General features: G+C 70.5%; 19 protein-coding genes. 13 read left to right on the top strand and 6 right to left on the bottom strand.

Annotated elements, in window-relative coordinates; all coding sequences use genetic code 11:
- Positions 1-56: 56 nt before the first annotated feature.
- Together ACFC51_RS21615 and ACFC51_RS21610 are read right to left on the bottom strand one after the other, a co-directional pair.
- Entirely contained in the window at positions 57-2,324 is a 2,268-nt protein-coding gene (locus ACFC51_RS21615; protein WP_376367867.1) for a (Fe-S)-binding protein, read from the bottom strand.
- A gap of 92 nt (positions 2,325-2,416) precedes the next feature.
- Entirely contained in the window at positions 2,417-3,076 is a 660-nt protein-coding gene (locus tag ACFC51_RS21610) for a sugar transferase (RefSeq protein WP_376367868.1), read from the bottom strand.
- Between the two features lie 345 nt (positions 3,077-3,421).
- On the opposite strand from ACFC51_RS21610, the gene dnaK reads away from it, so the two are divergent.
- The 4 genes from dnaK (at position 3,422) to ACFC51_RS21590 (ending at position 7,651) form a co-directional block, all read left to right on the top strand.
- Positions 3,422-5,275 (top strand): molecular chaperone DnaK, encoded by a 1,854-nt coding sequence (gene dnaK / locus ACFC51_RS21605; protein ID WP_376367870.1) that lies wholly within the window; start codon positions 3,422-3,424, stop codon positions 5,273-5,275.
- A complete protein-coding gene (gene grpE, locus ACFC51_RS21600) occupies positions 5,272-5,925 on the top strand; it encodes a nucleotide exchange factor GrpE (RefSeq protein WP_376367872.1) in 654 nt (217 codons plus the stop codon). Before dnaK ends, grpE begins: the two co-directional genes overlap by 4 nt.
- Positions 5,926-6,018: 93 nt before the next feature.
- Positions 6,019-7,203, top strand: a complete 1,185-nt coding sequence (dnaJ, locus tag ACFC51_RS21595; protein ID WP_376530266.1) for a molecular chaperone DnaJ — start codon at positions 6,019-6,021, stop codon at positions 7,201-7,203.
- Between the two features lies 1 nt (position 7,204).
- Positions 7,205-7,651, top strand: coding sequence for a heat shock protein transcriptional repressor HspR (locus ACFC51_RS21590; RefSeq protein ID WP_014155378.1), 447 nt, complete (start codon positions 7,205-7,207; stop codon positions 7,649-7,651).
- Positions 7,652-7,681: 30 nt separating this feature from the next.
- Here ACFC51_RS21590 and ACFC51_RS21585 read toward each other — a convergent pair whose 3' ends face one another.
- Together ACFC51_RS21585 and ACFC51_RS21580 are read right to left on the bottom strand one after the other, a co-directional pair.
- Complete coding sequence (locus ACFC51_RS21585; protein ID WP_376367971.1) at positions 7,682-8,686, bottom strand: LuxR C-terminal-related transcriptional regulator; 1,005 nt, start codon at positions 8,684-8,686, stop codon at positions 7,682-7,684.
- Positions 8,687-8,876: 190 nt separating this feature from the next.
- Entirely contained in the window at positions 8,877-9,887 is a 1,011-nt protein-coding gene (locus ACFC51_RS21580; protein WP_376367876.1) for a helix-turn-helix transcriptional regulator, read from the bottom strand.
- A 125-nt stretch (positions 9,888-10,012) separates the two neighbouring features.
- Between ACFC51_RS21580 and ACFC51_RS21575 the strand changes: the two genes are divergently transcribed.
- Both ACFC51_RS21575 and ACFC51_RS21570 read left to right on the top strand, forming a co-directional pair.
- Positions 10,013-10,300: a hypothetical protein gene (locus ACFC51_RS21575; protein WP_376367878.1), complete on the top strand. Its 288-nt coding sequence runs from the start codon at positions 10,013-10,015 to the stop codon at positions 10,298-10,300.
- Positions 10,297-10,617 (top strand): (2Fe-2S)-binding protein, encoded by a 321-nt coding sequence (locus ACFC51_RS21570; protein WP_376367880.1) that lies wholly within the window; start codon positions 10,297-10,299, stop codon positions 10,615-10,617. The genes ACFC51_RS21575 and ACFC51_RS21570 overlap by 4 nt, the downstream gene beginning before the upstream one ends.
- A 129-nt stretch (positions 10,618-10,746) precedes the next feature.
- Here ACFC51_RS21570 and ACFC51_RS21565 read toward each other — a convergent pair whose 3' ends face one another.
- Positions 10,747-11,148, bottom strand: coding sequence for a pyridoxamine 5'-phosphate oxidase family protein (locus ACFC51_RS21565; protein WP_376367882.1), 402 nt, complete (start codon positions 11,146-11,148; stop codon positions 10,747-10,749).
- Positions 11,149-11,284: 136 nt separating this feature from the next.
- On the opposite strand from ACFC51_RS21565, the gene clpB reads away from it, so the two are divergent.
- The 3 genes from clpB (at position 11,285) to ACFC51_RS21550 (ending at position 16,131) form a co-directional block, all read left to right on the top strand.
- Positions 11,285-13,885, top strand: a complete 2,601-nt coding sequence (gene clpB, locus ACFC51_RS21560) for an ATP-dependent chaperone ClpB (RefSeq protein ID WP_376367883.1) — start codon at positions 11,285-11,287, stop codon at positions 13,883-13,885.
- A gap of 349 nt (positions 13,886-14,234) precedes the next feature.
- The gene (locus tag ACFC51_RS21555) at positions 14,235-15,503 is read left to right on the top strand and encodes an MFS transporter (protein WP_376367885.1); all 1,269 of its coding nucleotides are present in this window, start codon (positions 14,235-14,237) and stop codon (positions 15,501-15,503) included.
- Between the two features lie 70 nt (positions 15,504-15,573).
- The gene (locus ACFC51_RS21550; RefSeq protein WP_376367887.1) at positions 15,574-16,131 is read left to right on the top strand and encodes a YbjN domain-containing protein; all 558 of its coding nucleotides are present in this window, start codon (positions 15,574-15,576) and stop codon (positions 16,129-16,131) included.
- Positions 16,132-16,215: 84 nt separating this feature from the next.
- Here the strand turns inward: ACFC51_RS21550 and ACFC51_RS21545 are convergent, their stop codons facing one another.
- Positions 16,216-17,397: a pyridoxal phosphate-dependent aminotransferase gene (locus tag ACFC51_RS21545; RefSeq protein ID WP_376530263.1), complete on the bottom strand. Its 1,182-nt coding sequence runs from the start codon at positions 17,395-17,397 to the stop codon at positions 16,216-16,218.
- Positions 17,398-17,521: 124 nt separating this feature from the next.
- Here ACFC51_RS21545 and ACFC51_RS21540 point away from each other — a divergent pair, with 124 nt between their 5' ends.
- From ACFC51_RS21540 to ACFC51_RS21525, 4 genes are all read left to right on the top strand, one after another.
- The gene (locus ACFC51_RS21540; protein ID WP_376367891.1) at positions 17,522-17,791 is read left to right on the top strand and encodes a hypothetical protein; all 270 of its coding nucleotides are present in this window, start codon (positions 17,522-17,524) and stop codon (positions 17,789-17,791) included.
- A 313-nt stretch (positions 17,792-18,104) separates the two neighbouring features.
- Positions 18,105-18,626, top strand: a complete 522-nt coding sequence (locus tag ACFC51_RS21535) for a DUF2617 family protein (RefSeq protein ID WP_376367893.1) — start codon at positions 18,105-18,107, stop codon at positions 18,624-18,626.
- A gap of 194 nt (positions 18,627-18,820) precedes the next feature.
- The gene (locus ACFC51_RS21530) at positions 18,821-20,431 is read left to right on the top strand and encodes a polyamine aminopropyltransferase (RefSeq protein WP_376530261.1); all 1,611 of its coding nucleotides are present in this window, start codon (positions 18,821-18,823) and stop codon (positions 20,429-20,431) included.
- Positions 20,432-20,514: 83 nt separating this feature from the next.
- Positions 20,515-21,459, top strand: a complete 945-nt coding sequence (locus tag ACFC51_RS21525) for an SRPBCC domain-containing protein (protein WP_376530259.1) — start codon at positions 20,515-20,517, stop codon at positions 21,457-21,459.
- Positions 21,460-21,461 lie beyond the last annotated feature (2 nt).

Genomic DNA, 21,461 nt, shown 5'->3' with positions numbered 1-21,461 from the left:
GAAGCGGCCGGTCCTGCCCCCGAGGCAGGTCCGGCCGCTTCCGCGGGCAGGGAGAGTTACTGGACGGGCTCGGGTTCCGGCTGGTCGGCCGTCTCCGCGTCGTCCGCCGGGTCGGCGGGTGTCTTCACCGACTCCAGGAGCAGCTGCGACACGTCGACGACCTGCACCGACTCCTTCGCCTGCCCGTCGTTCTTCTTGCCGTTGACCGAGTCGGTCAGCATGACGAGGCAGAACGGGCACGCGGTGGAGACGATGTCCGGGTTGAGCGAGAGGGCCTCGTCGACACGCTCGTTGTTGATGCGCTTGCCGATCCGCTCCTCCATCCACATCCGGGCCCCGCCGGCGCCGCAGCAGAAGCCGCGCTCCTTGTGGCGGTGCATCTCCTCGTTCCGCAGCCCAGGAACGCTCTTGATGATCTCGCGCGGCGGTGTGTAGACCTTGTTGTGGCGGCCCAGGTAGCAGGGGTCGTGGTACGTGATCAGACCCTCGACCGGCGTCACCGGGATCAGCTTGCCCTCGTCCACCAGGTGCTGGAGCAGCTGCGTGTGGTGGATGACCTCGTACTCGCCGCCGAGCTGCGGGTACTCGTTCGCGATCGTGTTGAAGCAGTGCGGGCAGGTCGCGACGATCTTCTTCGACGCCTTCGACTTCTTGGTCGAGTCGTCCTCGTCGTCCTCGCCGAACGCCATGTTCAGCATCGCGACGTTCTCCTGGCCGAGCTGCTGGAACAGCGGCTCGTTGCCGAGGCGGCGGGCCGAGTCACCGGTGCACTTCTCGTCACCGCCCATGATCGCGAACTTGACGCCCGCGATGTGGAGGAGCTCCGCGAAGGCCTTCGTCGTCTTCTTGGCGCGGTCCTCGAGGGCGCCCGCGCAGCCGACCCAGTACAGGTAGTCGACCTCGCTGAGGTCCTCGACGTCCTTGCCGACGATCGGGACCTCGAAGTCGACCTCCTTGGTCCACTCGACGCGCTGCTTCTTGGCGAGCCCCCAGGGGTTGCCCTTCTTCTCCAGGTTCTTGAGCATCGTGCCCGCCTCGGACGGGAACGCGGACTCGATCATCACCTGGTAGCGGCGCATGTCGACGATGTGGTCGATGTGCTCGATGTCGACCGGGCACTGCTCCACGCACGCACCGCAGGTGGTGCAGGACCACAGCACGTCCGGGTCGATGACGCCGTTCTCCTCGGCGGTGCCGATGAGGGGGCGCTCCGCCTCCGCGAGGGCGGCCGCGGGGACGTCCTTGAGCTGCTCCTCGGTGGCCTTCTCGTTGCCCTCCATGTCCTTGCCGCCGCCGGCCAGCAGGTACGGGGCCTTGGCGTGCGCGTGGTCGCGCAGGGACATGATCAGGAGCTTGGGTGAGAGCGGCTTGCCGGTGTTCCAGGCCGGGCACTGCGACTGGCAGCGACCGCACTCGGTGCAGGTCGAGAAGTCGAGGATGCCCTTCCAGGAGAACTGCTCGACCTGGGAGACACCGAAGGTGTCGTCCTCGCCCGGGTCCTCCCAGTCGATCTCCTTGCCGCCCGAGGTCATCGGCAGCAGCGCGCCGAGCGAGACCTCGCCGTCGGCGTTCCGCTTGAACCAGATGTTCGGGAAGGCGAGGAAGCGGTGCCAGGCGACACCCATGTCGGTCTTCAGGGCGACCGTGATCATCCAGATGAAGGAGGTCGCGATCTTCAGGCCGGCGAAGAAGTAGGTGAGGTTCTGGAGCGTGGACACGTCCATGCCCTCGAGCCAGGAGACCACCGGGTACGAGATGAAGAACGACGCCTCGTAGCCGTCCACGTGGTGCTGGGCGCCTTCGAGGGCGTGCAGCATGAAGATGCAGACGCCGACGATGAGGATGACGGCCTCGACGAAGTACGCCTGGCCGAAGTTGGAGCCGGCGAAGCGGGACTTGCGGCCCGGCTTGTCCGGCCTGCTGAGCTGGCGGATCACGATCAGGACCGCGATGCCGAGCACCGTCATCGTGCCGATGAACTCGACGAAGACGTTGTACGGCGCCCACTCGCCGACGATCGGCAGCAGCCAGTCGGCCTGGAACAGCTGGCCGATGGCGTTGACGATCGTCAGCAGCAGCGAGAAGAAGCCCACCGCCACGAACCAGTGCGCGACACCGACGATGCCCCAGCGGTTCATCCGGGTGTGTCCGAGGAACTCCTTGGCCACGGTGACGGTGCGCTGTACGGGTTCATCGGTGCGGGTGCCCGCGGGCACGTTCTGGCCGAGCCGCATGAAGGTGTAGATCTGCAGGAGGGCGCGGGCGAAAAGTGCCACGCCGACCACGATCAGAACCAGCGACACGATGATCGCGGCGAGTTGCATTTGGGGGCTCCTCGGGCCTGCGAGGGTGGGATCCAGCGCGTACAAGTGATTACTAAGCAGTAACTTAATCAGTCTGTGCTGACACTATCCACTTATTCCGCCACGCTGTAGCCGGGCAGGCGGTGATCTGTGTCGCTCAGGCGAGCCTTCCCCCGGTGGTGCAGCCGGCGTACGGCCGCACGTAGGGGGATGCGTGCGGATTGCGCCAGGATCGCGAGGTCGAGCCCGGTTCCATGATGCTCTGCGTAGTGCGCGTCCAGGAGGGCGGGTTCGTCCCAGGGCATTCCCGACCGGGCGCGCACCTGGGCCAGGCCCGTCAGGCCGGGGCGGAGGCCGTGCCGCCAGCGCCCCGCGGCGGGGCCGAGCAGGGCGTTCTCGTCCGGCGTGAGGGGTGCGGGGCCCACCAGGGAGAGCTCCCCCCTCACGACGTGCGGCAGCCGGGACAGGAGGCCGAGCCGGAGTCGGCGGGTGCGCAGCGAGCGCAGCTCGAAGGGGTGACCGCCCAGGCCGATGCGCGTCTCGCGTACCAGTACGCCTCCCCGGCCGCGCGGCGGCCGCAGCGAGAGGGTGAGGGCGGCGACGGCGAGTGCGGGGGACGTCAGCAGCAGGAGCGCCGAGCCGAGCGTGACGTCCAGGGCCCTCTTGAGGGTGACGGCCGCCAGGGCGCCGGCGGCGCGCCGCGCCTTGGCGGCCACCGCCAGCGCGCGGGGGGAGCGGCCGGCGGTGCGCACCGCCCTCGCCGCGGCGGACATGGCGGGGTGTCGCGTCCGTCGTGCCGCACTCTGCTTCGCGTACCGCATGGCACCTGCCCGAAGTCGGTGACGTGTGACGGTATGACCGTCTCGATGCATTTTGTGACAGAACGATCCCATGGTGCGAGGGTGGGAGGTGGTGTGTGTGACGTGCCGCGCATCCGGGTGTCGCGTGCCGTGGCCGCCACGGCGTGTCCGGATCGGTTCCGGTGGGCGGAAAGTGCCTGCTCAGCGGTTGCGTGAGCACATAAGTTGAGCGTAAGCGGCTCAGGTCCTTTGACTCCGGCAGGGGTGTCATGCATCCTTGAGTCAGATCCACTCAAGTAGTCAGTTGGAGGAATTGAAATGGCACGTGCGGTCGGCATCGACCTGGGCACGACTAACTCCGTCGTCAGCGTTCTCGAAGGCGGCGAGCCCACCGTCATCACCAACGCCGAAGGCGCCAGGACCACGCCGTCCGTCGTCGCCTTCGCCAAGAACGGCGAGGTGCTCGTCGGCGAGGTCGCCAAGCGCCAGGCGGTCACCAACGTCGACAGGACGATCCGTTCGGTCAAGCGCCACATGGGCACTGACTGGAAGATCGAGATCGACGGCAAGAACTTCAACCCGCAGCAGATGAGCGCCTTCATCCTGCAGAAGCTGAAGCGCGACGCCGAGTCCTACCTGGGCGAGAAGGTCGCCGACGCGGTGATCACCGTTCCGGCGTACTTCAACGACTCCGAGCGTCAGGCGACGAAGGAGGCCGGCGAGATCGCGGGCCTGAACGTCCTGCGCATCGTCAACGAGCCGACCGCCGCGGCCCTGGCGTACGGCCTCGACAAGGACGACCAGACGATCCTCGTCTTCGACCTCGGTGGCGGCACCTTCGACGTGTCCCTCCTGGAGATCGGCGACGGCGTCGTCGAGGTGAAGGCCACCAACGGTGACAACCACCTCGGTGGTGACGACTGGGACCAGCGGGTCGTCGACTACCTGGTGAAGCAGTTCGCCAACGGGCACGGCGTGGACCTGTCCAAGGACAAGATGGCTCTCCAGCGTCTCCGCGAGGCCGCGGAGAAGGCGAAGATCGAGCTCTCGTCCTCGACCGAGACCACGATCAACCTGCCCTACATCACGGCGTCCGCCGAGGGCCCGCTGCACCTGGACGAGAAGCTCACGCGCTCGCAGTTCCAGCAGCTGACCGCGGACCTCCTGGACCGCTGCAAGAGCCCCTTCCACAACGTCATCAAGGACGCGGGCATCCAGCTCTCCGAGATCGACCACGTCGTCCTCGTCGGTGGCTCGACCCGCATGCCGGCCGTCGCCGAGCTCGTCAAGGAGCTCACGGGCGGCCAGGACGCCAACAAGGGCGTGAACCCGGACGAGGTCGTCGCCATCGGTGCCTCGCTCCAGGCCGGTGTCCTCAAGGGCGAGGTCAAGGACGTCCTGCTCCTCGACGTGACCCCGCTGTCCCTCGGTATCGAGACCAAGGGAGGGATCATGACCAAGCTCATCGAGCGCAACACCACGATCCCGACCAAGCGGTCCGAGATCTTCACGACGGCCGAGGACAACCAGCCGTCCGTGCAGATCCAGGTCTACCAGGGCGAGCGCGAGATCGCGGCGTACAACAAGAAGCTCGGGATGTTCGAGCTCACCGGTCTGCCGCCGGCCCCGCGTGGCGTGCCGCAGATCGAGGTCGCCTTCGACATCGACGCCAACGGCATCATGCACGTCGCCGCCAAGGACCTCGGCACCGGCAAGGAGCAGAAGATGACCGTCACCGGCGGCTCCTCGCTGCCGAAGGACGAGGTCAACCGGATGCGTGAGGAGGCCGAGCAGTACGCCGACGAGGACCACCGTCGTCGTGAGGCCGCCGAGTCGCGCAACCAGGGCGAGCAGCTCGTCTACCAGACGGAGAAGTTCCTCAAGGACAACGAGGACAAGGTCCCCGGTGACGTGAAGGCGGAGGTGGAGACCGCGCTCACCGAGCTGAAGGAGAAGCTCAAGGGCGAGGACACCGCCGAGATCCGTACCGCCACCGAGAAGGTCGCGGCCGTCTCCCAGAAGCTGGGCCAGGCGATGTACGCCAACGCCCAGTCCGAGGGCGGGGAGCCGGGTGCCGAGGCGCCGGGCGACGGCCAGGCCAAGGCCGACGACGACGTCGTCGACGCCGAGATCGTGGACGACGAGAAGGACCAGAAGGGCGGTGCGGCGTGACCGAGGAGACTCCGGGCTTCGACGAGAAGCCTGACGTCCCCTCCGGCGCCAGCTCCGACGACGTCGAGTCGAAGGCCGCCACCCCCTCCGAGGAGGAGGAGGCGGCGGCCCCGGCCGGGGACGTACAGCAGACAGCGGCCCTGACGGCCCAGCTGGACCAGGTCCGTACCGCGCTCAGCGAGCGCACGGGCGACCTCCAGCGGCTGCAGGCCGAGTACCAGAACTACCGTCGCCGCGTCGAGCGCGACCGGGTGACGGTCAAGGAGGTCGCGGCAGCGGGCCTGCTGACCGAGCTCCTGCCCGTGCTCGACGACGTCGGCCGGGCCCGGGAGCACGGCGAGCTCGTGGGCGGCTTCAAGTCGGTGGCCGAATCCCTGGAGACGGTCGTCGCGAAGCTGGGCCTCCAGCAGTTCGGCAAGGAGGGCGAGCCCTTCGACCCGACGATCCACGAGGCCCTGATGCACTCGTACGCGCCGGACGTCACCGAGACGACCTGCGTGGCGATCCTGCAGCCTGGGTACCGCATCGGGGAGCGCACCATCCGCCCCGCGCGGGTGGCCGTGGCGGAGCCGCAGCCGGGCGCCACGCCCGCCGCGGCGAAGGAAGAGAAGGCAGACGACGAGGAGAGCGGTGGCACCGAAGAGGTCTGACATTCCGTCCGACCACTGCGGTGAACACCGACGGGGCGTGCGGCCGGCCACGGGGCCGGCCGCACGGCCGATCGTCCGGAAGGAGGGACGTCGATGAGCACGAAGGACTTCGTCGAGAAGGACTACTACAAGGTTCTCGGCGTCCCCAAGGACGCCACCGACGCCGAGGTCAAGAAGGCGTACCGGAAGCTCGCCCGCGAGTACCACCCGGACGCCAACAAGGGCGACGCCAAGGCCGAGGAGCGCTTCAAGGAGATCTCCGAGGCGAACGACGTCCTCGGTGACCCGAAGAAGCGCAAGGAGTACGACGAGGCGCGCGCGCTCTTCGGCAACGGAGGGTTCCGGGCGGGTCCCGGCGGCGCGGGCGGCAACTTCAACTTCGACCTGGGTGACCTCTTCGGGGGCGCCCCGGGCGGCGGCCAGACCGCGGGCGCCGGCGGTTTCGGCGGCGGCGGCATCGGCGACGTGTTCGGCGGGCTGTTCAACCGGGGCGGCGGTGGCACCCGTGTCCAGCCGCGCCGCGGCCAGGACATCGAGTCCGAGGTGACGCTCAGCTTCACCGAGGCGGTCGACGGGGCCACGGTCCCGCTGCGGATGTCCAGCCAGGCCCCCTGCAAGGCGTGTTCAGGCACCGGCGACAAGAACGGCACCCCGAGGGTCTGCCCGACCTGTGTGGGCACCGGCCAGGTGTCGCGCGGCACCGGCGGCGGGTTCTCGCTGACCGATCCCTGCGTGGACTGCAAGGGCCGGGGCCTCATCGCCCAGGACCCCTGCGACGTCTGCAAGGGCAGCGGCCGGGCGAAGTCGGCCCGCACGATGCAGGTCAGGATCCCCGCGGGGGTGCTGGACGGCCAGCGGATCCGGCTGCGCGGCAAGGGCAGCCCGGGCGAGCGCGGCGGTCCGGCCGGCGACCTGTACGTCGTCGTCCACGTCGACGCCCACCCGGTCTTCGGCCGCAAGGGCGACAACCTCACCGTCACCGTGCCCGTCACCTTCCCGGAGACGGCGCTCGGCGGCGAGGTGAAGGTCCCCACGCTCGGCGGGCCGCCGGTCACCCTGAAACTCCCGGCCGGCACGCCCAACGGACGTACCATGCGGGCCCGGGGCAAGGGCGCCGTGCGCAAGGACGGCACCCGTGGCGACCTCCTGGTCACCGTCGAGGTGTCCGTCCCCACGGACCTCGGCGCGGACGCCCAGGACGCGCTGGAGGCCTTCCGGAAGGCGACCGCGGGGGAGGACCCGCGGGCGGAGCTGTTCCAGGCTGCGAAGGGAGCTTGAGATGGACGGCCGTCGACGCAATCCGTACCAGCTGACCGACGAATCACCGGTCTACGTGATCTCGATCGCGGCCCAGCTCTCGGGCCTGCACCCGCAGACACTGCGCCAGTACGACCGCCTCGGCCTGGTCTCGCCGGACCGCACGGCCGGGCGGGGCCGGCGCTACTCGGCCCGCGACATCGAACTGCTGCGCACCGTGCAGCAGTTGTCTCAGGACGAGGGGATCAACCTCGCCGGCATCAAGCGCATCATCGAGCTGGAGAACCAGGTCGCCGCGCTCCAGCAGCGCGTCGCCGAGCTCTCCGCGGCGGTCGACGGCGCGGCCGTGGCCATGCAGCAGCGGGAAGCCCAGGTGCACGCCTCCTACCGGCGTGACCTGGTGCCGTACCAGGACGTTCAGCAGACGAGCGCGCTGGTGGTCTGGCGGCCGAAGAGGCCGAAGGACTAGGCAGGCCTGGCAGGGCCCGCCACCGGAGTCTCAGGACCCGGTGGCGGGCCCTTTCCGTGTGCCGGGTCCTTCCACGATGCCGGACCGCACGATGAGGACCCCGAGATGGGTGCGGCTGGTCGCCCCGAGCGCCTGCATGAGCCGGGCGATGTGGGAGCGGCACGTGCGGACGCTGATGCCCAGCTTGCGGGCCACCACGTCGTCGACGTGTCCCTCGCCGAGCAGGCGGGCGATGCTCTGCTGGACGGCCGTGACCTGGACGCCGGGGTCCGAGGCCGGCAGCTGCTGGGCGAAGGGCGTGGCCTGGGCCCAGAGGACCTCGTAGACCTGGACCAGGTACGCGACGATCGAGGGGTGCCGTATCCGCAGGGCGGTCCGGCGGTCGGGCGCCCCGGGGATGAACGCGACGCTGCGGTCGAACACGATCAGCCGTTCCACGGTCTGCTCGGTGGTCCGCACCTGGAGGTCCTGGGGGGAGATCAGGGCGAGGTAGTCGCGGACGGTGGCGCTGTAGCGCGCGGGGTGCTGGTAGATGTGCCGGAGCCTGGCTCCGCGCCCGATGGCCGTCCTGGCGTTGTCGATACCGCTCTGCATCCCTCCGCGCGGCCGGTCGCTGCCCGGCTGGGCCGTGAGCACCTCTTCGCGTACGGCGGCGGTGGCCTCCCGCAGGGCCGAGTCGATCGCCGGCTTCCCCTCCAGGAGCGTGATCGCCACATCGGGATCGGCACTGGCGACCGAGGTCAGGGGGGTCAGCGACCGGCTGAGCGCGGCGGCCAGCTGGACGCGCTCGTCCAGTTCGCGGGTGAGCGGCTGGAGCAGGTGGGCCAGGGCGGCGGACGGTGGTACGGGACGCATCCACGAGTCGTCGCCCGGCTGGGGCTGGACCAGGCCCATGTCGATCAGGCAGGGAGCGGCCGCGAGACCGGCGCGCGGGATGCGCCCCGCGGTCAGCGCCTCCTCGTACAGGCGCAGTCCGGTGGCGCAGAGCTCCGCCGGCCCGTGCGGATGGGTCGTGTTCGCCTCGTCCGTGGTGATGTGACCACCCCTCACTTCATGCACTGCAACAACATGACCGTGGCGTACGCGCGGCTGACGGGGGAGTGTGGAGCTGCCGGGAGTGCGGGGGACTCCCGGCGCCTGCCGGGCGTGACCGTGCTTCCGCGAAGTCCGCGCGGGTGCGCCCTCGGCCCGGGGTGGGGATGTTCCGGGGTGGGCGGGCGCGCGGTCAGGAGTCCTCGTCCAGGATCCCTGACCGCGCGATCAGATAACCGAGCTGGGCGCGGCTCGTACTGCCGAGGGTGGCGGACAGCTTCGCCACGTGGGCCCTGCAGGTGCGTACGTTCATGCCGAGACGGCGGGCTATCGAGTCGTCCACGTGTCCTTCGACGAGAAGCTGCGCGATGGAACGCTGGACACCGCTGATCCCCTTGGTCGGCGGGTCGTAGCGGGCCTCTCCGAGCAGCGGGGACGCTCGGCTCCACAACTGCTCGAAGACCTTCACCAGGTAGTTGACGAGACCCGGGTGGCGGAGTTCGAGGGCGACCTGGTCGTCGTTCTGCGCGGGGATGAAGGCGACCGTCCGGTCGAAGACGAGGAGGCGCTCGATGAGTTCCTCCAGCGTGCGTATCTCCACCTTGTCCTGGGCCAGGCGCGCGGCGTAGGCGAGCGTGCCCTGGCTGTGGCGGACGGTGTGCTGGTACAGCGTGCGCATGCTGACGCCCCGGTTGACCACCGACAGGGCCCGTTCCAGGCCCTCGCTGAGCCGGTCCTCGCCCCGGTCCCCGCCGGGCTGGACGGTGAGCACCTCCGTGCGGCACTCGGCCGTCGCGAGATCCAGCGCCGCGTTGATCCTGTTGCCGCCCTCCAGCACCGTGATGGCGTGGGTCGTCGGGGGGTCCTGGGCGCTGATGTCCATGAACATCTCGAAGGACTCGGCCAGCTCCACGGAGCGCCGCCGGCGCTCCTTTATCTCGCGTTCCAGGGGGTGCAGGCGCTGGGCGAGAGCGGCGGAGGGCGGTACGGGCCGGAGCCATGTCGTATCGTCCGGGTCCGGGTGCAGGAGCGCGAAGTCCATCAGACAGGGTGCGGGGCTCACCTCGGCGCGGGAGATGCGCCCGGAGCGCAACGCGCTGGCATAGAGGCGCTTTCCCTCTTCGCATAGTTCGGTGACCCCGTGAGGATGTGTCTGTGTTGTGTCACTTGTGGTCATATCTCCACCCCCCAGGTTCCTGAACATGCAGGAACATGATGCATCGTCCCAGTGGCGTTGGGGGGCTCGGGTGAGACATCGTCGTGGAGGCGGGGGAGAAGAATCCACAAGTGAGGACGAAGCCGACTATGTATAAGCGAATGCTTCGCTCGGTGCTTGCCGCCGCTTTCGTCGCGGCCCTGGGCCTCGGCGTGGCGGGCGGGGCGGCCGGAACCGGCGAGATCAGTTGGTCCGAGCAGGCGTCGGCGCCTGGCGAGATCAGCTGGTCCGTCCAGGCGGCGTCGGCGCCTGGCGAGATCAGCTGGGGGATGCCCGCGGCTGCTCCCGGTGAGATCAGCTGGTCCGTACAGGCCGCGGCTGCTTCCGGTGAGATCAGCTGGGGGATGCCCGCCGCCGGTGAGATCAGCTGGAGTGCGCCGGCCGGCGCAGCGGCCGCATGACCACCCCACCGGACGACCGCACCTTCCGCCGGGAGATGGCCACGGCGTATCGCTCAGGGTGGCATTTCATCGATCTGCTCACGGCACTCACCCGCCAGGGCGATTCGTTGATGGTCACCCTGTTCGGAGAGCCGATCGTCGTCGTGATGGAAACGGATGACGACATCCGCGCCTATCGCTGTCTTCGCCGGCCCCGCGGGGCGCCGCAGCCGGTTCGCTGTGCCGTGAGGTACGGCATGATTTTCGTGAATCTCGATCAGCGCGACCACGAGCTGTTCGACCAAGAAGCCATTTCCGCCACCCCCCGCAGTGCCTGAACGATTCCCCCGTCTTTCCATATCGTTCCGGCACTTCCCCCACACAGCGGCGCCATCGTGACCTGAACACGATGGCGCCGTTGTGCTGCCCGGAGTCTCTCTGAATTCCTCAGAATTCCTTCGGGCTCCTCACGCGTTTCCGAGAGCCCTGTCGACGGCGATCTCGATGACGATCCGCTCGGGGTTGTGCCGCGGGGTGCGCTCGTAGCGCTCCGCGTAACGGCGTACCGCGTCCTCGACCTCCGCGGGCTCCGTGCGCACGACCGCCCGGCCCTCCAGGGTGGCCCAGTGGCGCCCCTGCATCTGGCAGACCGCGACCCGTGCCCCCTCCGGGCCCGCCGCCAGGACGTGGGCGGCCTTCCTCGTGTTCCGGCCGGTGATGACGCGGGCGATCCGTGTCTCCGGGTCGTACGTCACCCCGACGGGCACCACGTGCGGTGTGCCGTCCGGGCGGAGCGTGGTCAGCGTGCACACGTGGCGTTCCCGCCAGAAGGCGAGGTACTCGGGGGTGAGGTTGCGTACGTCAGGCATGGGGTCAGCCTAGAGAAGAGGGACACCGACGGCCCGAGGAGTACTCTCTCAGCCTTGAGTGGAATAGACTCAACTTTGTACCCGTTGAGTGAGTCAGGGTTTCGATGAGGACCAGTACGAGGAGGAGAGAGAGCCCGTGGACGCCGAGCTGACCAACAAGAGCCGGGACGCCCTCAACGCGGCGACCGGCAGGGCCGTCAAGGACGGTCATCCCGATCTGACCCCCGGGCATCTGCTGCTTGCGCTGCTCGCGGGCGAGGACAACGCGAACATCACCGACCTGCTCGCCGCCGTCGACGCCGACCAGGCCGCCGTGCGCGCCGGGACCGAACGGCTCCTGGGGGCGCTGCCGAGCGTCACCGGCTCGACCGTGGCCCCGCCGCAGCCCGACCGCGAGCTGCTCGCGGTCGTCGCCGACGCCGACCGGCGGGCGAAGGAGCTCGGCGACGACTACCTCTCCACCGAACACCTGCTGATCGCCATCGCGGCGAAGGGCGGCCGCGCCGGTGAGATCCTCGACGGACAGGGAGCCGGTGCGAAGAAGCTGCTGGACGCATTCGAGAAGAGCAGGGGAGGGCGCCGGGTGACCACTCCCGACCCCGAGGGGCAGTACAAGGCGCTGGAGAAGTTCGGCACCGACTTCACGGCGGCCGCGCGTGAGGGCAAGCTGGACCCGGTCATCGGCCGTGACCAGGAGATCCGCCGCGTCGTGCAGGTGCTGTCGCGCCGTACCAAGAACAACCCCGTGCTCATCGGTGAGCCCGGCGTCGGCAAGACGGCCGTCGTCGAGGGGCTCGCCCAGCGCATCGTCAAGGGCGACGTCCCGGAGTCCCTGCGCAACAAGCGGCTCGTCTCCCTGGACCTCGGCGCGATGGTCGCCGGTGCCAAGTACCGCGGCGAGTTCGAGGAGCGCCTGAAGACCGTCCTCTCCGAGATCAAGGAGAGCGACGGTCAGATCATCACGTTCATCGACGAACTGCACACCGTCGTCGGCGCGGGTGCCGGCGGCGACTCCGCGATGGACGCGGGCAACATGCTCAAGCCGATGCTCGCCCGCGGTGAGCTGCGCATGGTCGGCGCCACCACGCTGGACGAGTACCGCGAGCGGATCGAGAAGGACCCCGCCCTGGAGCGCCGCTTCCAGCAGGTCCTGGTCGCCGAGCCGTCCGTCGAGGACACCATCGCGATCCTGCGCGGCCTGAAGGGCCGCTACGAGGCGCACCACAAGGTCCAGATCGCGGACTCCTCGCTGGTGGCCGCCGCGACCCTGTCCGACCGCTACATCACCTCACGCTTCCTCCCCGACAAGGCCATCGACCTCGTCGACGAGGCGGCGTCCCGGCTCCGCATGGAGATCGACTCCTCACCCCTGGAGATCGACGAGCTCCAGCGGTCCGTCGACCGCCTCCACATGGAGGAACTGGCGCTGAAGAACGAGAACGACGAGGGTTCCAAGCAACGCCTGGAGAAGATCCGCCGCGACCTCGCCGACAAGGAGGAGGAGCTGCGCGGCCTCACCGCTCGCTGGGAGAAGGAGAAGCAGGGCCTGAACCGCGTCGGTGAGCTCAAGGAGCGCCTCGACGAGCTGCGCGGCCAGGCCGAGCGCGCCCAGCGCGACGGCGACTTCGACACCGCGTCCAAGCTGCTGTACGGGGAGATCCCGGGCCTGGAGCGCGAGCTGGCCGAGGCGGACGAGGCGGAGCAGGAGGCCGCCCAGGACACCATGGTCAAGGAGGAGGTCGGCCCGGACGACATCGCCGACGTCGTCGGTGCCTGGACCGGCATCCCGGCCGGACGGCTCCTGGAGGGCGAGACCCAGAAGCTGCTGCGGATGGAGTCCGAGCTGGGCAGGCGGCTGATCGGGCAGAGCGAGGCCGTCCGGTCCGTGTCGGACGCCGTGCGCCGCACCCGGGCGGGTATCGCCGACCCCGACCGGCCCACCGGTTCGTTCCTCTTCCTCGGCCCGACCGGGGTCGGCAAGACGGAGCTGGCGAAGGCGCTCGCGGACTTCCTGTTCGACGACGAGCGGGCCATGATCCGCATCGACATGAGCGAGTACAGCGAGAAGCACAGCGTCGCCCGGCTCGTGGGTGCCCCGCCCGGCTACGTCGGCTACGAGGAGGGCGGGCAGCTCACCGAGGCGGTCCGGCGGCGTCCGTACAGTGTCGTGCTGCTGGACGAGGTCGAGAAGGCCCACCCCGAGGTCTTCGACATCCTGCTCCAGGTGCTCGACGACGGCAGGCTCACCGACGGGCAGGGCAGGACGGTGGACTTCCGCAACACCATCCTGATCCTGACCTCGAACCTGGGCAGCCAGTACCTGGTCGATCCGCTGACCGGGCCCGAGGTGAAGAAGGAGCGGGTCCTGGAGGTCGTGCGGGCGTCGTTCAAGCCGGAGTTCCTCAACCGGCTCGACGACCTGGTCGTCTTCTCGGCGCTGTCCGGCGACGAGCTCGCCCACATCGCGGGGCTCCAGGTGGCCCGGCTGGCCGGCCGGCTGGCCGACCGCAGGATCACGCTCGACGTCACCCCGGAGGCCCTCGCCTGGCTCGCCGAGGAGGGCAACGACCCGGCCTACGGCGCTCGGCCGCTGCGCCGGCTCATCCAGACGGCGATCGGCGACCGCCTCGCGAAGGAGATCCTCGCGGGTGACGTCAAGGACGGCGACACGGTCCGGGTGGACCGGGCCGGCGACGGCCTGATCGTGGGGACCGCGACGGCGGCCAAGACCCTGTAGACCGTCCCTCCGGTGTCCCCGGCCCGAGGCCTCGCTCCTCGGCCGGGGACATCGATGTGTGCGACCCGTGCATTGATGTGTGCATTCGGCACGCATCAATGCTGGAGCCGCCCCCGAAGCGCCCGCCAAATCGAGCCGAAAATCTCCATTGCCTGGCCGAATGGCGGACGAGGTGCCGCCCGGACCGCCGTTTTTTGTATCGGGCTGATACATATTCGCACCCATGGCCGAGGCCGTATCGGCGACGGTGCCGGTGAGCGTGTTCCGTGCAATATCGGACACTACGGGCCCTTTTTTCTTTTCTCCGGAGGGCGGCGGAAAGCAATTAGGAAACCGGTAGGGTACGCGCATGACGGAGCGGATACCCGGCGAGGCGAGTGCGGAGCCGAAGGATTGCAGAAGTGAAAGCCTCATTCGCCAGAGAGAATTTCGTACCCTGTGGGCGGCTTACGCGCAGTCGGTCCTCGGCGACCAGCTGGCGCGGGTGGCGCTGTCCCTGCTGGTCTTCGAACGCACCGAGTCGGCGGGGTGGACCGCGGCGACCTACGCACTGACGACCCTGCCCGCCCTGCTCTCGGGCGTGTTCCTGACCGGGCTCGCGGACCGGTTCCCCCGTCGTACGGTCATGATCGGCTGCGACCTGGTGCGCGCCGTCCTCGTCGGGCTGATGGCTCTGCCCGGTACGCCGCTGCCCCTGCTGGCCGGGCTGCTCGTGCTGGCGCAGCTCTGCGAGGCCCCGTTCGGTGCCTCGCAGGGTGCCCTGATGCCGTCCGTGCTCGGCGACCGCCTGTACGAACGCGGCCAGCGGGCCATCGTGATCACGCACCAGGCCGGCCAGCTGGTCGGCTTCGCCGCCGGCGGCGTGCTGGTCGTGTGGCTGGGCAGCCATCTCTCGCTGGGGCTGAACGCGGCGACGTTCCTGGTCTCGGCCGTCCTGATCAGGCTCGGTGTGAAGGCCCGGCCCGTGGAGGAGGGCGCGGACGCGCGGCCGAAGCGGATGCACATCCAGGTGAGGAGCGCGGCCGCACTGATCTGGTCGGACCCCCGGCTGCGGTCGCTCGTCGCGCTCGGCTGGCTGGCCGGCTTCGTCGTGCTCCCCGAGGGCCTCGCCGCGCCCTTCGCGGAGGAGGCCGGGGGGAGCGCCGCGTCGGTGGGCCTGCTGCTCGCCGCCCATCCCGCGGGCATGGTCCTGGGTGCCGCCCTCCTGGGGAGGCCGGGTGTCGGGGCGGAGCGCCGCCGCAGGCTGCTCGGCCCGCTGGCCGTGTGCGCGAATCTCCCGCTGCTCGTCTACTGGGCGGGCCCCGGTGTGACGGTGGCCCTCCTGGTGCTGCTCGTGTCGGGCGTCTGCTCGGCCTACCAGATCACCGCCGGGGCGACCTTCGTCATGCTCACCCCGCCCGACCAGCGGGGGCAGGCGCTCGGGCTGGCCAGGTCGGGGCTGACCGCCATGCAGGGGATCGGTGTCGCCGCGGGAGGTCTGGTGACGGAGCTGTCCGGCTCGTCGGCCCGGACCATCGGCGGGGCGGGACTCGTCGGGACGCTCTGCGCGGTCGTGGTCGCGGTTTCCTGGGCGCGCGCCCGTCAGACGGGCACCGGGACGATTCCCCTGAGCGCGTAGGACTACGGGCCGCGATCGCGGCTAGGGTCGGAGCCAGGAAACCACGCGCGATCCACAGGAGTACCCAGCGATGTCTATCGACCCGTCCTCGATCCCCAACTTCGGGGGCCAGCCCGAACCGCAGGCGTCAGGACCCGAGGGCCCCGTGGTCCCGGACCAGGACCTCGTCAAGCAGCTTCTCGAGCAGATGGAGCTGAAGTTCGTCGTCGACGACGAGGGCGACCTCGCCGCGCCGTGGGAAGACTTCCGGACGTACTTCATGTTCCGCGGCGAGGAGGAGCAGCAGGTCTTCTCGGTCCGGACCTTCTACGACCGCCCCCACGCCCTGGACCAGCGCGCCGTTCTGCTCGACGCGATCGACGACTGGAACCGCCGCACCCTGTGGCCCAAGGTCTACACGCACGCCCACGAGGGCGAGGAGGGCGCCGCGTCCTCCGTGCGGCTGGTCGGCGAGGCCCAGATGCTCATCGGCACCGGCGTCAGCCTGGAGCACTTCGTCTCCTCGACGGTCAGCTGGGTGCGGGCCTCGATCGAGTTCGACAAGTGGCTCGTCGAGCGCCTGGGCCTGGCGCCCGAGGAGAAGGCGGACGAGGGCGGCACCGGCACGGAGCAGTCCCCGGAGGCCTGATCCGGCACGGACGTACGACGGAGGCCCGGGACGGGGTTCGGCCGGTGAGGCCGGCACCCTGCCCCGGGCCTCCGCCGTGTTCGCTCAGCCCGCTCCGAGGCCCTTCAGCCGGGACACCGCCTCGGCGAGCACGTCCGTGCGCTTGCAGAAGGCGAAGCGGACGAAGGGTGCGCCCTGATCCCGGTGGTCGTAGAAGACCGCGTTCGGGACGGCGACGACCCCGCAGCGCTCCGGGAGCGCCCGGCAGAAGGCGAAGCCGTCGCTGCCGCCGCCGAGCGGGCGGATGTCGGTGGTCACGAAGTACGTCCCGGCGGGCTCGTAGACGCCGAAGCCTGCCTCGGCGAGACCGGTGCTCAGCAGGTCGCGCTTGGCACGCAGGTCCGCGCGCAGCCCGTCGAAGTAGCTGTCGGGCAGGCGCAGGGCCTCGGCGACGGCGTACTGGAAGGGGCCGCCGGAGACGTACGTCAGGAACTGCTTGGCGGAGCGGACCGCGGTGACCAGGTCCGGGCTCGCCGTGATCCAGCCGATCTTCCAGCCCGTCAGCGAGAACGTCTTGCCGGCGCTGCTGATGGTGACCGTGCGCTCCCGCATGCCGGGGAAGGACGCGAGGGGGATGTGCTCGCCCTCGAAGACCAGGTGCTCGTACACCTCGTCGGTCACGACCAGGAGGTCGCGCTCGCACGCGAGCGCGGCGACGGCCGCCAGTTCGTCCCGGGTGAGCACGGTGCCGGTCGGGTTGTGCGGGGTGTTGAGGAGGATCAGCCGGGTCCGGGGTGTCACCGCGGCGCGCAGCTCGTCGAGGTCGAGGCGGTAGGCACCCTCGTGGGGCCGGAGTGTGACGGGCACGCGCGTGCCGCCGGCCAGGGCGATGCAGGCGGCGTAGGAGTCGTAGTACGGCTCCAGGGCGACGACCTCGTCGCCGGGCTCCAGGAGGGCCAGCAGGGAGGCGGCGACCGCCTCCGTGGCGCCGGTGGTGACCAGGACCTCGGCGTCGGGGTCGTACTCCAGCCCGTAGTGCCGCCGCTGGTGGTCCGCGACCGCGGACCGCAGTTCGGGGATGCCGGGGCCCGGTGGGTACTGGTTGCCGTGGCCGGAGCGCAGGGCGCGTACGGCGGCCTCGCGGATCTCCTCGGGGCCGTCGGTGTCGGGGAACCCCTGGCCGAGATTGATCGATCCGGTCCGCACGGCCAGCGCCGACATCTCCGCGAAGATCGTCGTGCCGAACTCGCTGAGGCGGCGGTTGAGCAACGGTCGTCCCTGTGTCATGGACGCCATCCTGCGCCGAAGCTCTGGAGTTGCTCAAGTCTGCTTTGGTCCGGGCGGGGCGTGGGAATCCACCGGTCAGTCGAGAAGCGGACCTCGCTTCGGGGGACAGAAGGATGTGAGGTCGATGGAGTTGTTCGTCTTCATCGTGTTCCTGGTGGTCGTGGTGGCGGGGATCGCCGCCCTCGCCTCGGGATCGAGTGGCCGGAAGAAGCCGTTGGCGGGACGCGCCGGGCGTCGGGGGCGCAGCGGCTCGGACAGCGGCGGGGGAGGTGCCTCCGACGGCGGCAGCTGGTGGTCGGGGGACGGCGGCAGCGGCCACTCCTGCGGCGGCGGGCACTCCGGCGGGCACTCCTGCGGGGGTGGCGGCGGCTGCGGCGGGGGCGGCGGCGACTGAGACGGTTCCGCCGGCCCCGTACGGGGGGCGGGACGGGCGGGCCTGAGATGTCCGGCGGGAGTGAACTCCCTCCGGGCATCTTTTCGTTGGGCCCGTCGGGAACAGGTGAACCGTGCTGCCCCCTGAGGGATGGAAACCACGGCAAGTTGGGTAAAAACGCTGTGAGCGCGACGTACTTCGTGATTGCATCGATGTAGAGAACATTCAGCCCCTGGGCCCCAGTTGGGCCGGATCGGGCTCCCCCTCCCCCACGGCGCGCCGCACGGGGGTACCTCCTGTCCATGTGTCCCTGTGTGTTTTGCGGAGCCGATCCATGCTCACGACCCTCCAGACCGCCTACTCCGACACCCGAGCCGCCGACCTCGCATGGACGCTCGGGCGGGAGCCGCTGCCCGCCCTGGCCGTACTCGACCTCGAACTCGGCGGCGCCACGGTGCAGTTGCGGCTTCTCGGCGCCTCCCATCAGGTTCTGCTGGAGGAGGGGCGCCGGACGTGCTCCGAGACCGTCGCCTGCCTGCCGGGCAGCAGTACGCCGCTGCCGCTGGGCGTCGCCGAGTGTCTGGGTGACTGGGACTACGAGTTCGCGGCGCGCGTCGAGACGCTCTCCGCGGGGTCGTTCGCGGTGCGCGCGCAGGAACTGCTCGCGTTGGTGGCCGACCACCCGCACGGTCTGGCGGGGACGTTCCCCGGCAGCCCCTACGCCTTCACGGCGATGCTCGCGCAGCGCACGGAGGGGCAGGTGCGGTGGCGCACCTGGCACGCGTACCCGCAGGAGGGGCAGTTGGTCGTCACCCGGACGAAGGTGGGCGTGCGGGTGCCGGCCGCGGTCGGATGAGGGTGCCGGCCGCGGCGGCGGTCGGGTGCGGGTGCAGCCGGCGGGCGGGCGAAGGTGCCGCCGGTGGCCGGGGGAGGGGCGTGCGCCCGTCGCCGCCCCACGGTGCGCGTCCGGTGGAGCGCGCTTCCCGCGCAACCCACTTACACCCGTGTGGGTGACAAGCGGCGACCATCCGGTCACGTAGCGTTCATTTCATGATCGACCAGCAGATGCCGCTGCGAGGGGGCGCGACGCGGCTCCCCGTCCGGCCGAGGACCGGCCGCTTCCTCGTGCTGGCCACGGTGTTCATCTGTGCGGCCTGCGGTCTGGTGTACGAGCTGGAGCTGGTCGCGCTCGCCTCGTACCTGATCGGTGACTCGGTCACCCAGGCCTCGGTCGTGCTGTCCGTGATGGTGTTCGCGATGGGCATCGGGTCGCTCCTCGCGAAACGTTTACGCAACCGCGCCGCCGTGGGGTTCGGGCTGATCGAGGCCGCCCTGGCGCTGGTCGGCGGTACGTCGGCGCTCGTCCTGTACGCCTCCTTCGCCTGGCTCGGGGAGTCCCGTTGCGCCCTGGTGGGCTTCTCGCTCGCGATCGGGATCCTGATCGGCGCGGAGATCCCGCTGCTGATGACCCTGATCCAGCGGGTCGACCGGCAGGACGCGGGCGGGGCGGTCGCGGACCTCTTCGCCGCCGACTACGTGGGCGCGCTGGTCGGTGGGCTCGCCTTCCCGTTCCTGCTGCTGCCGATGATGGGCCAGCTGACCGGTGCGCTCTTCACGGGCACGGTCAACGCGGCGGCGGGCGGAGCGCTGGTGCTGTGGGTGTTCCGGCGCGATCTGGGCCGCCGGTCACGTCGGCTGCTGGTCCTCGTCAACGTCGTGGTGATCGCCCTGCTGGCCACCGCCTCGGTCCTGGTCGACGACTTCGAGCGCGCGGCGCGGCGCGCGGTGTACGGGGACGAGGTACGGGTCGCGATGCAGACCGGGGTGCAGGAGATCGTCCTCACCGGCCCGGCCCCGGGCCCGGGCAGGGGCCCGCTCGACCTCTATCTGGACGGCCGGCTCCGGGTCAGCTCCCGCGACGAGCACCGCTACCACGAGGCCCTCGTGCACCCGGCGATGAGGGGGAACCACCGGCGGGTGCTCATCCTCGGCGGGGGCGACGGGCTGGCGGCCCGTGAGGTGCTGCGTCATCCCGGCGTGGCGTCCGTCGTCGTGGTCGAGCTCGACCCGGCCGTCACCCGGTTGGCCCGTACGGATCCGGCGCTCTCCGCGCTGAACGGGCACGTGTACGGGGACCCCCGGCTGAGGGAGGTCTCGGGGGACGCCTTCACGTGGCTGCGGGACACCCTCGACCGCTACGACGTGGTGATCTCGGACCTCCCCGATCCGGGGATCACGGCCAGCACCAAGCTCTACTCCGCGGAGTTCTACGGGCTGGTCGCCGGCGCGCTGGAGCCCGGCGGCCGGCTGGTGGTGCACGCGGGACCGCCGAGCAGCCGGCCGGTGACGTTCTGGACGGTGGAGGCGTCGGTACGGGCGGGCGGCCTGTCGACCCGGCCCTACCGCGTCGACGGGCGCCTCACCGGATTCGCGGCGGGCCCGGACCGGGCCGCAGGCGGAGCGGGGGCGCCGCGGGACTGGGGATTCGTGCTGGCCGCCCGGGGTTCCGTGGCCCGGCCCGGCCTCGCCCCCGGCGCGCCCGCCCCACGGACGCTGGAGGAGCGCGAGCTGCTGGCCGGCCTGCGGTCGGTGGAGCGGGTCCGCCGGCACGGGGTCGCGCCGTCGACGCTGGTCCACCCCCGCTACCAGGAGGAACCGTGAGTACGGCGGGCCGGCGCGGCCCCACGGCGTACGGGGCGCGGAAGCGCTGACGGGACGGCCGGGGCTGAGTAGGCTCGGTCGGTATGGAGCATGAGGTGTTCGTTCCGGTTCCGGTCCCGGCCCTGCGGAGGACGCTGGGCGATCCCGCGCGGGTCGCGCGCTGCGTGCCGGGACTCCAGCAGGATGCCGACGCGTCGGCCGGCCCGCTGTCCGGACGGCTGAAATTCCGGGCCGACGGCCACACGATCACGTATCGCGGGGCGCTCACGCTGCTGCCCTCCGCCGGGGGTGGTTCCTTCTCCGTCACGGGGGAGGGCGTGGAGGCGCGGGGTGCGGGTTCGGCGAAGCTGGCCCTGACCATCGGTCTCAGAGAGGCGGACGGGGGGACGACGATCAAATTCACCGGCACGGCGAGCGGTGACGGCCGCATCGTGGAGTTGGACGACGCGGCGGCGCTCGCCGCGGCGCAGCGACTGCTGGACCGCTTCACGCAGCAGCTGGTGACGGAGTCCCTGGCGGCGGAGGGCGGCGCACCCGCAGGCGGTACGCCTGCCGCGGACAACCCGGCGGTGGAAACCCCGGCGGTGGAATCCGCCGACGCGTCCGCCGACGCACCGGACGCCGGGGTGCCGGACGCGGATGTGCCGGACGCCGATGCGGACGCGCCGGATGCCGGGGTGGCCGATGCGGACGCGCCGGATGTCGAGCCGGACTCACCGGACAACTCGCCGGGCAAGGAGTCGGTCTTCGACGCGCCCGTCCCGCCGCCGTCGCTCGACCCGTCCGCGGAGCTGGAGTTCACCGTGCCGGACGAGCCGCCCGCCGAGGCCGCGCACGCCCGCCGCACCATGATCGGCCGCAGTACGGAGGAGGTCGACCACGCCCCGCCGCGCGGTCGGTATGCCCCTGTGCCGTCCCCCGAGGCGGGCGCCGCGGGCATCACGCTGCGCTGGGCCGCTCCGGCGGCCGCCCTGGCGATCGCCTCGGCCGTGGTGGTAGGCCGGGCGCTTCGACGCAGAAGGCCGTAGCC

The sequence above is a fragment of the Streptomyces sp. NPDC055962 genome (genome assembly GCF_042270185.1).
Classification (GTDB): domain Bacteria; phylum Actinomycetota; class Actinomycetes; order Streptomycetales; family Streptomycetaceae; genus Streptomyces.
Note: the sequence above shows the minus strand (reverse complement) of the source record. Positions and strands in the feature narration are given on the sequence as shown.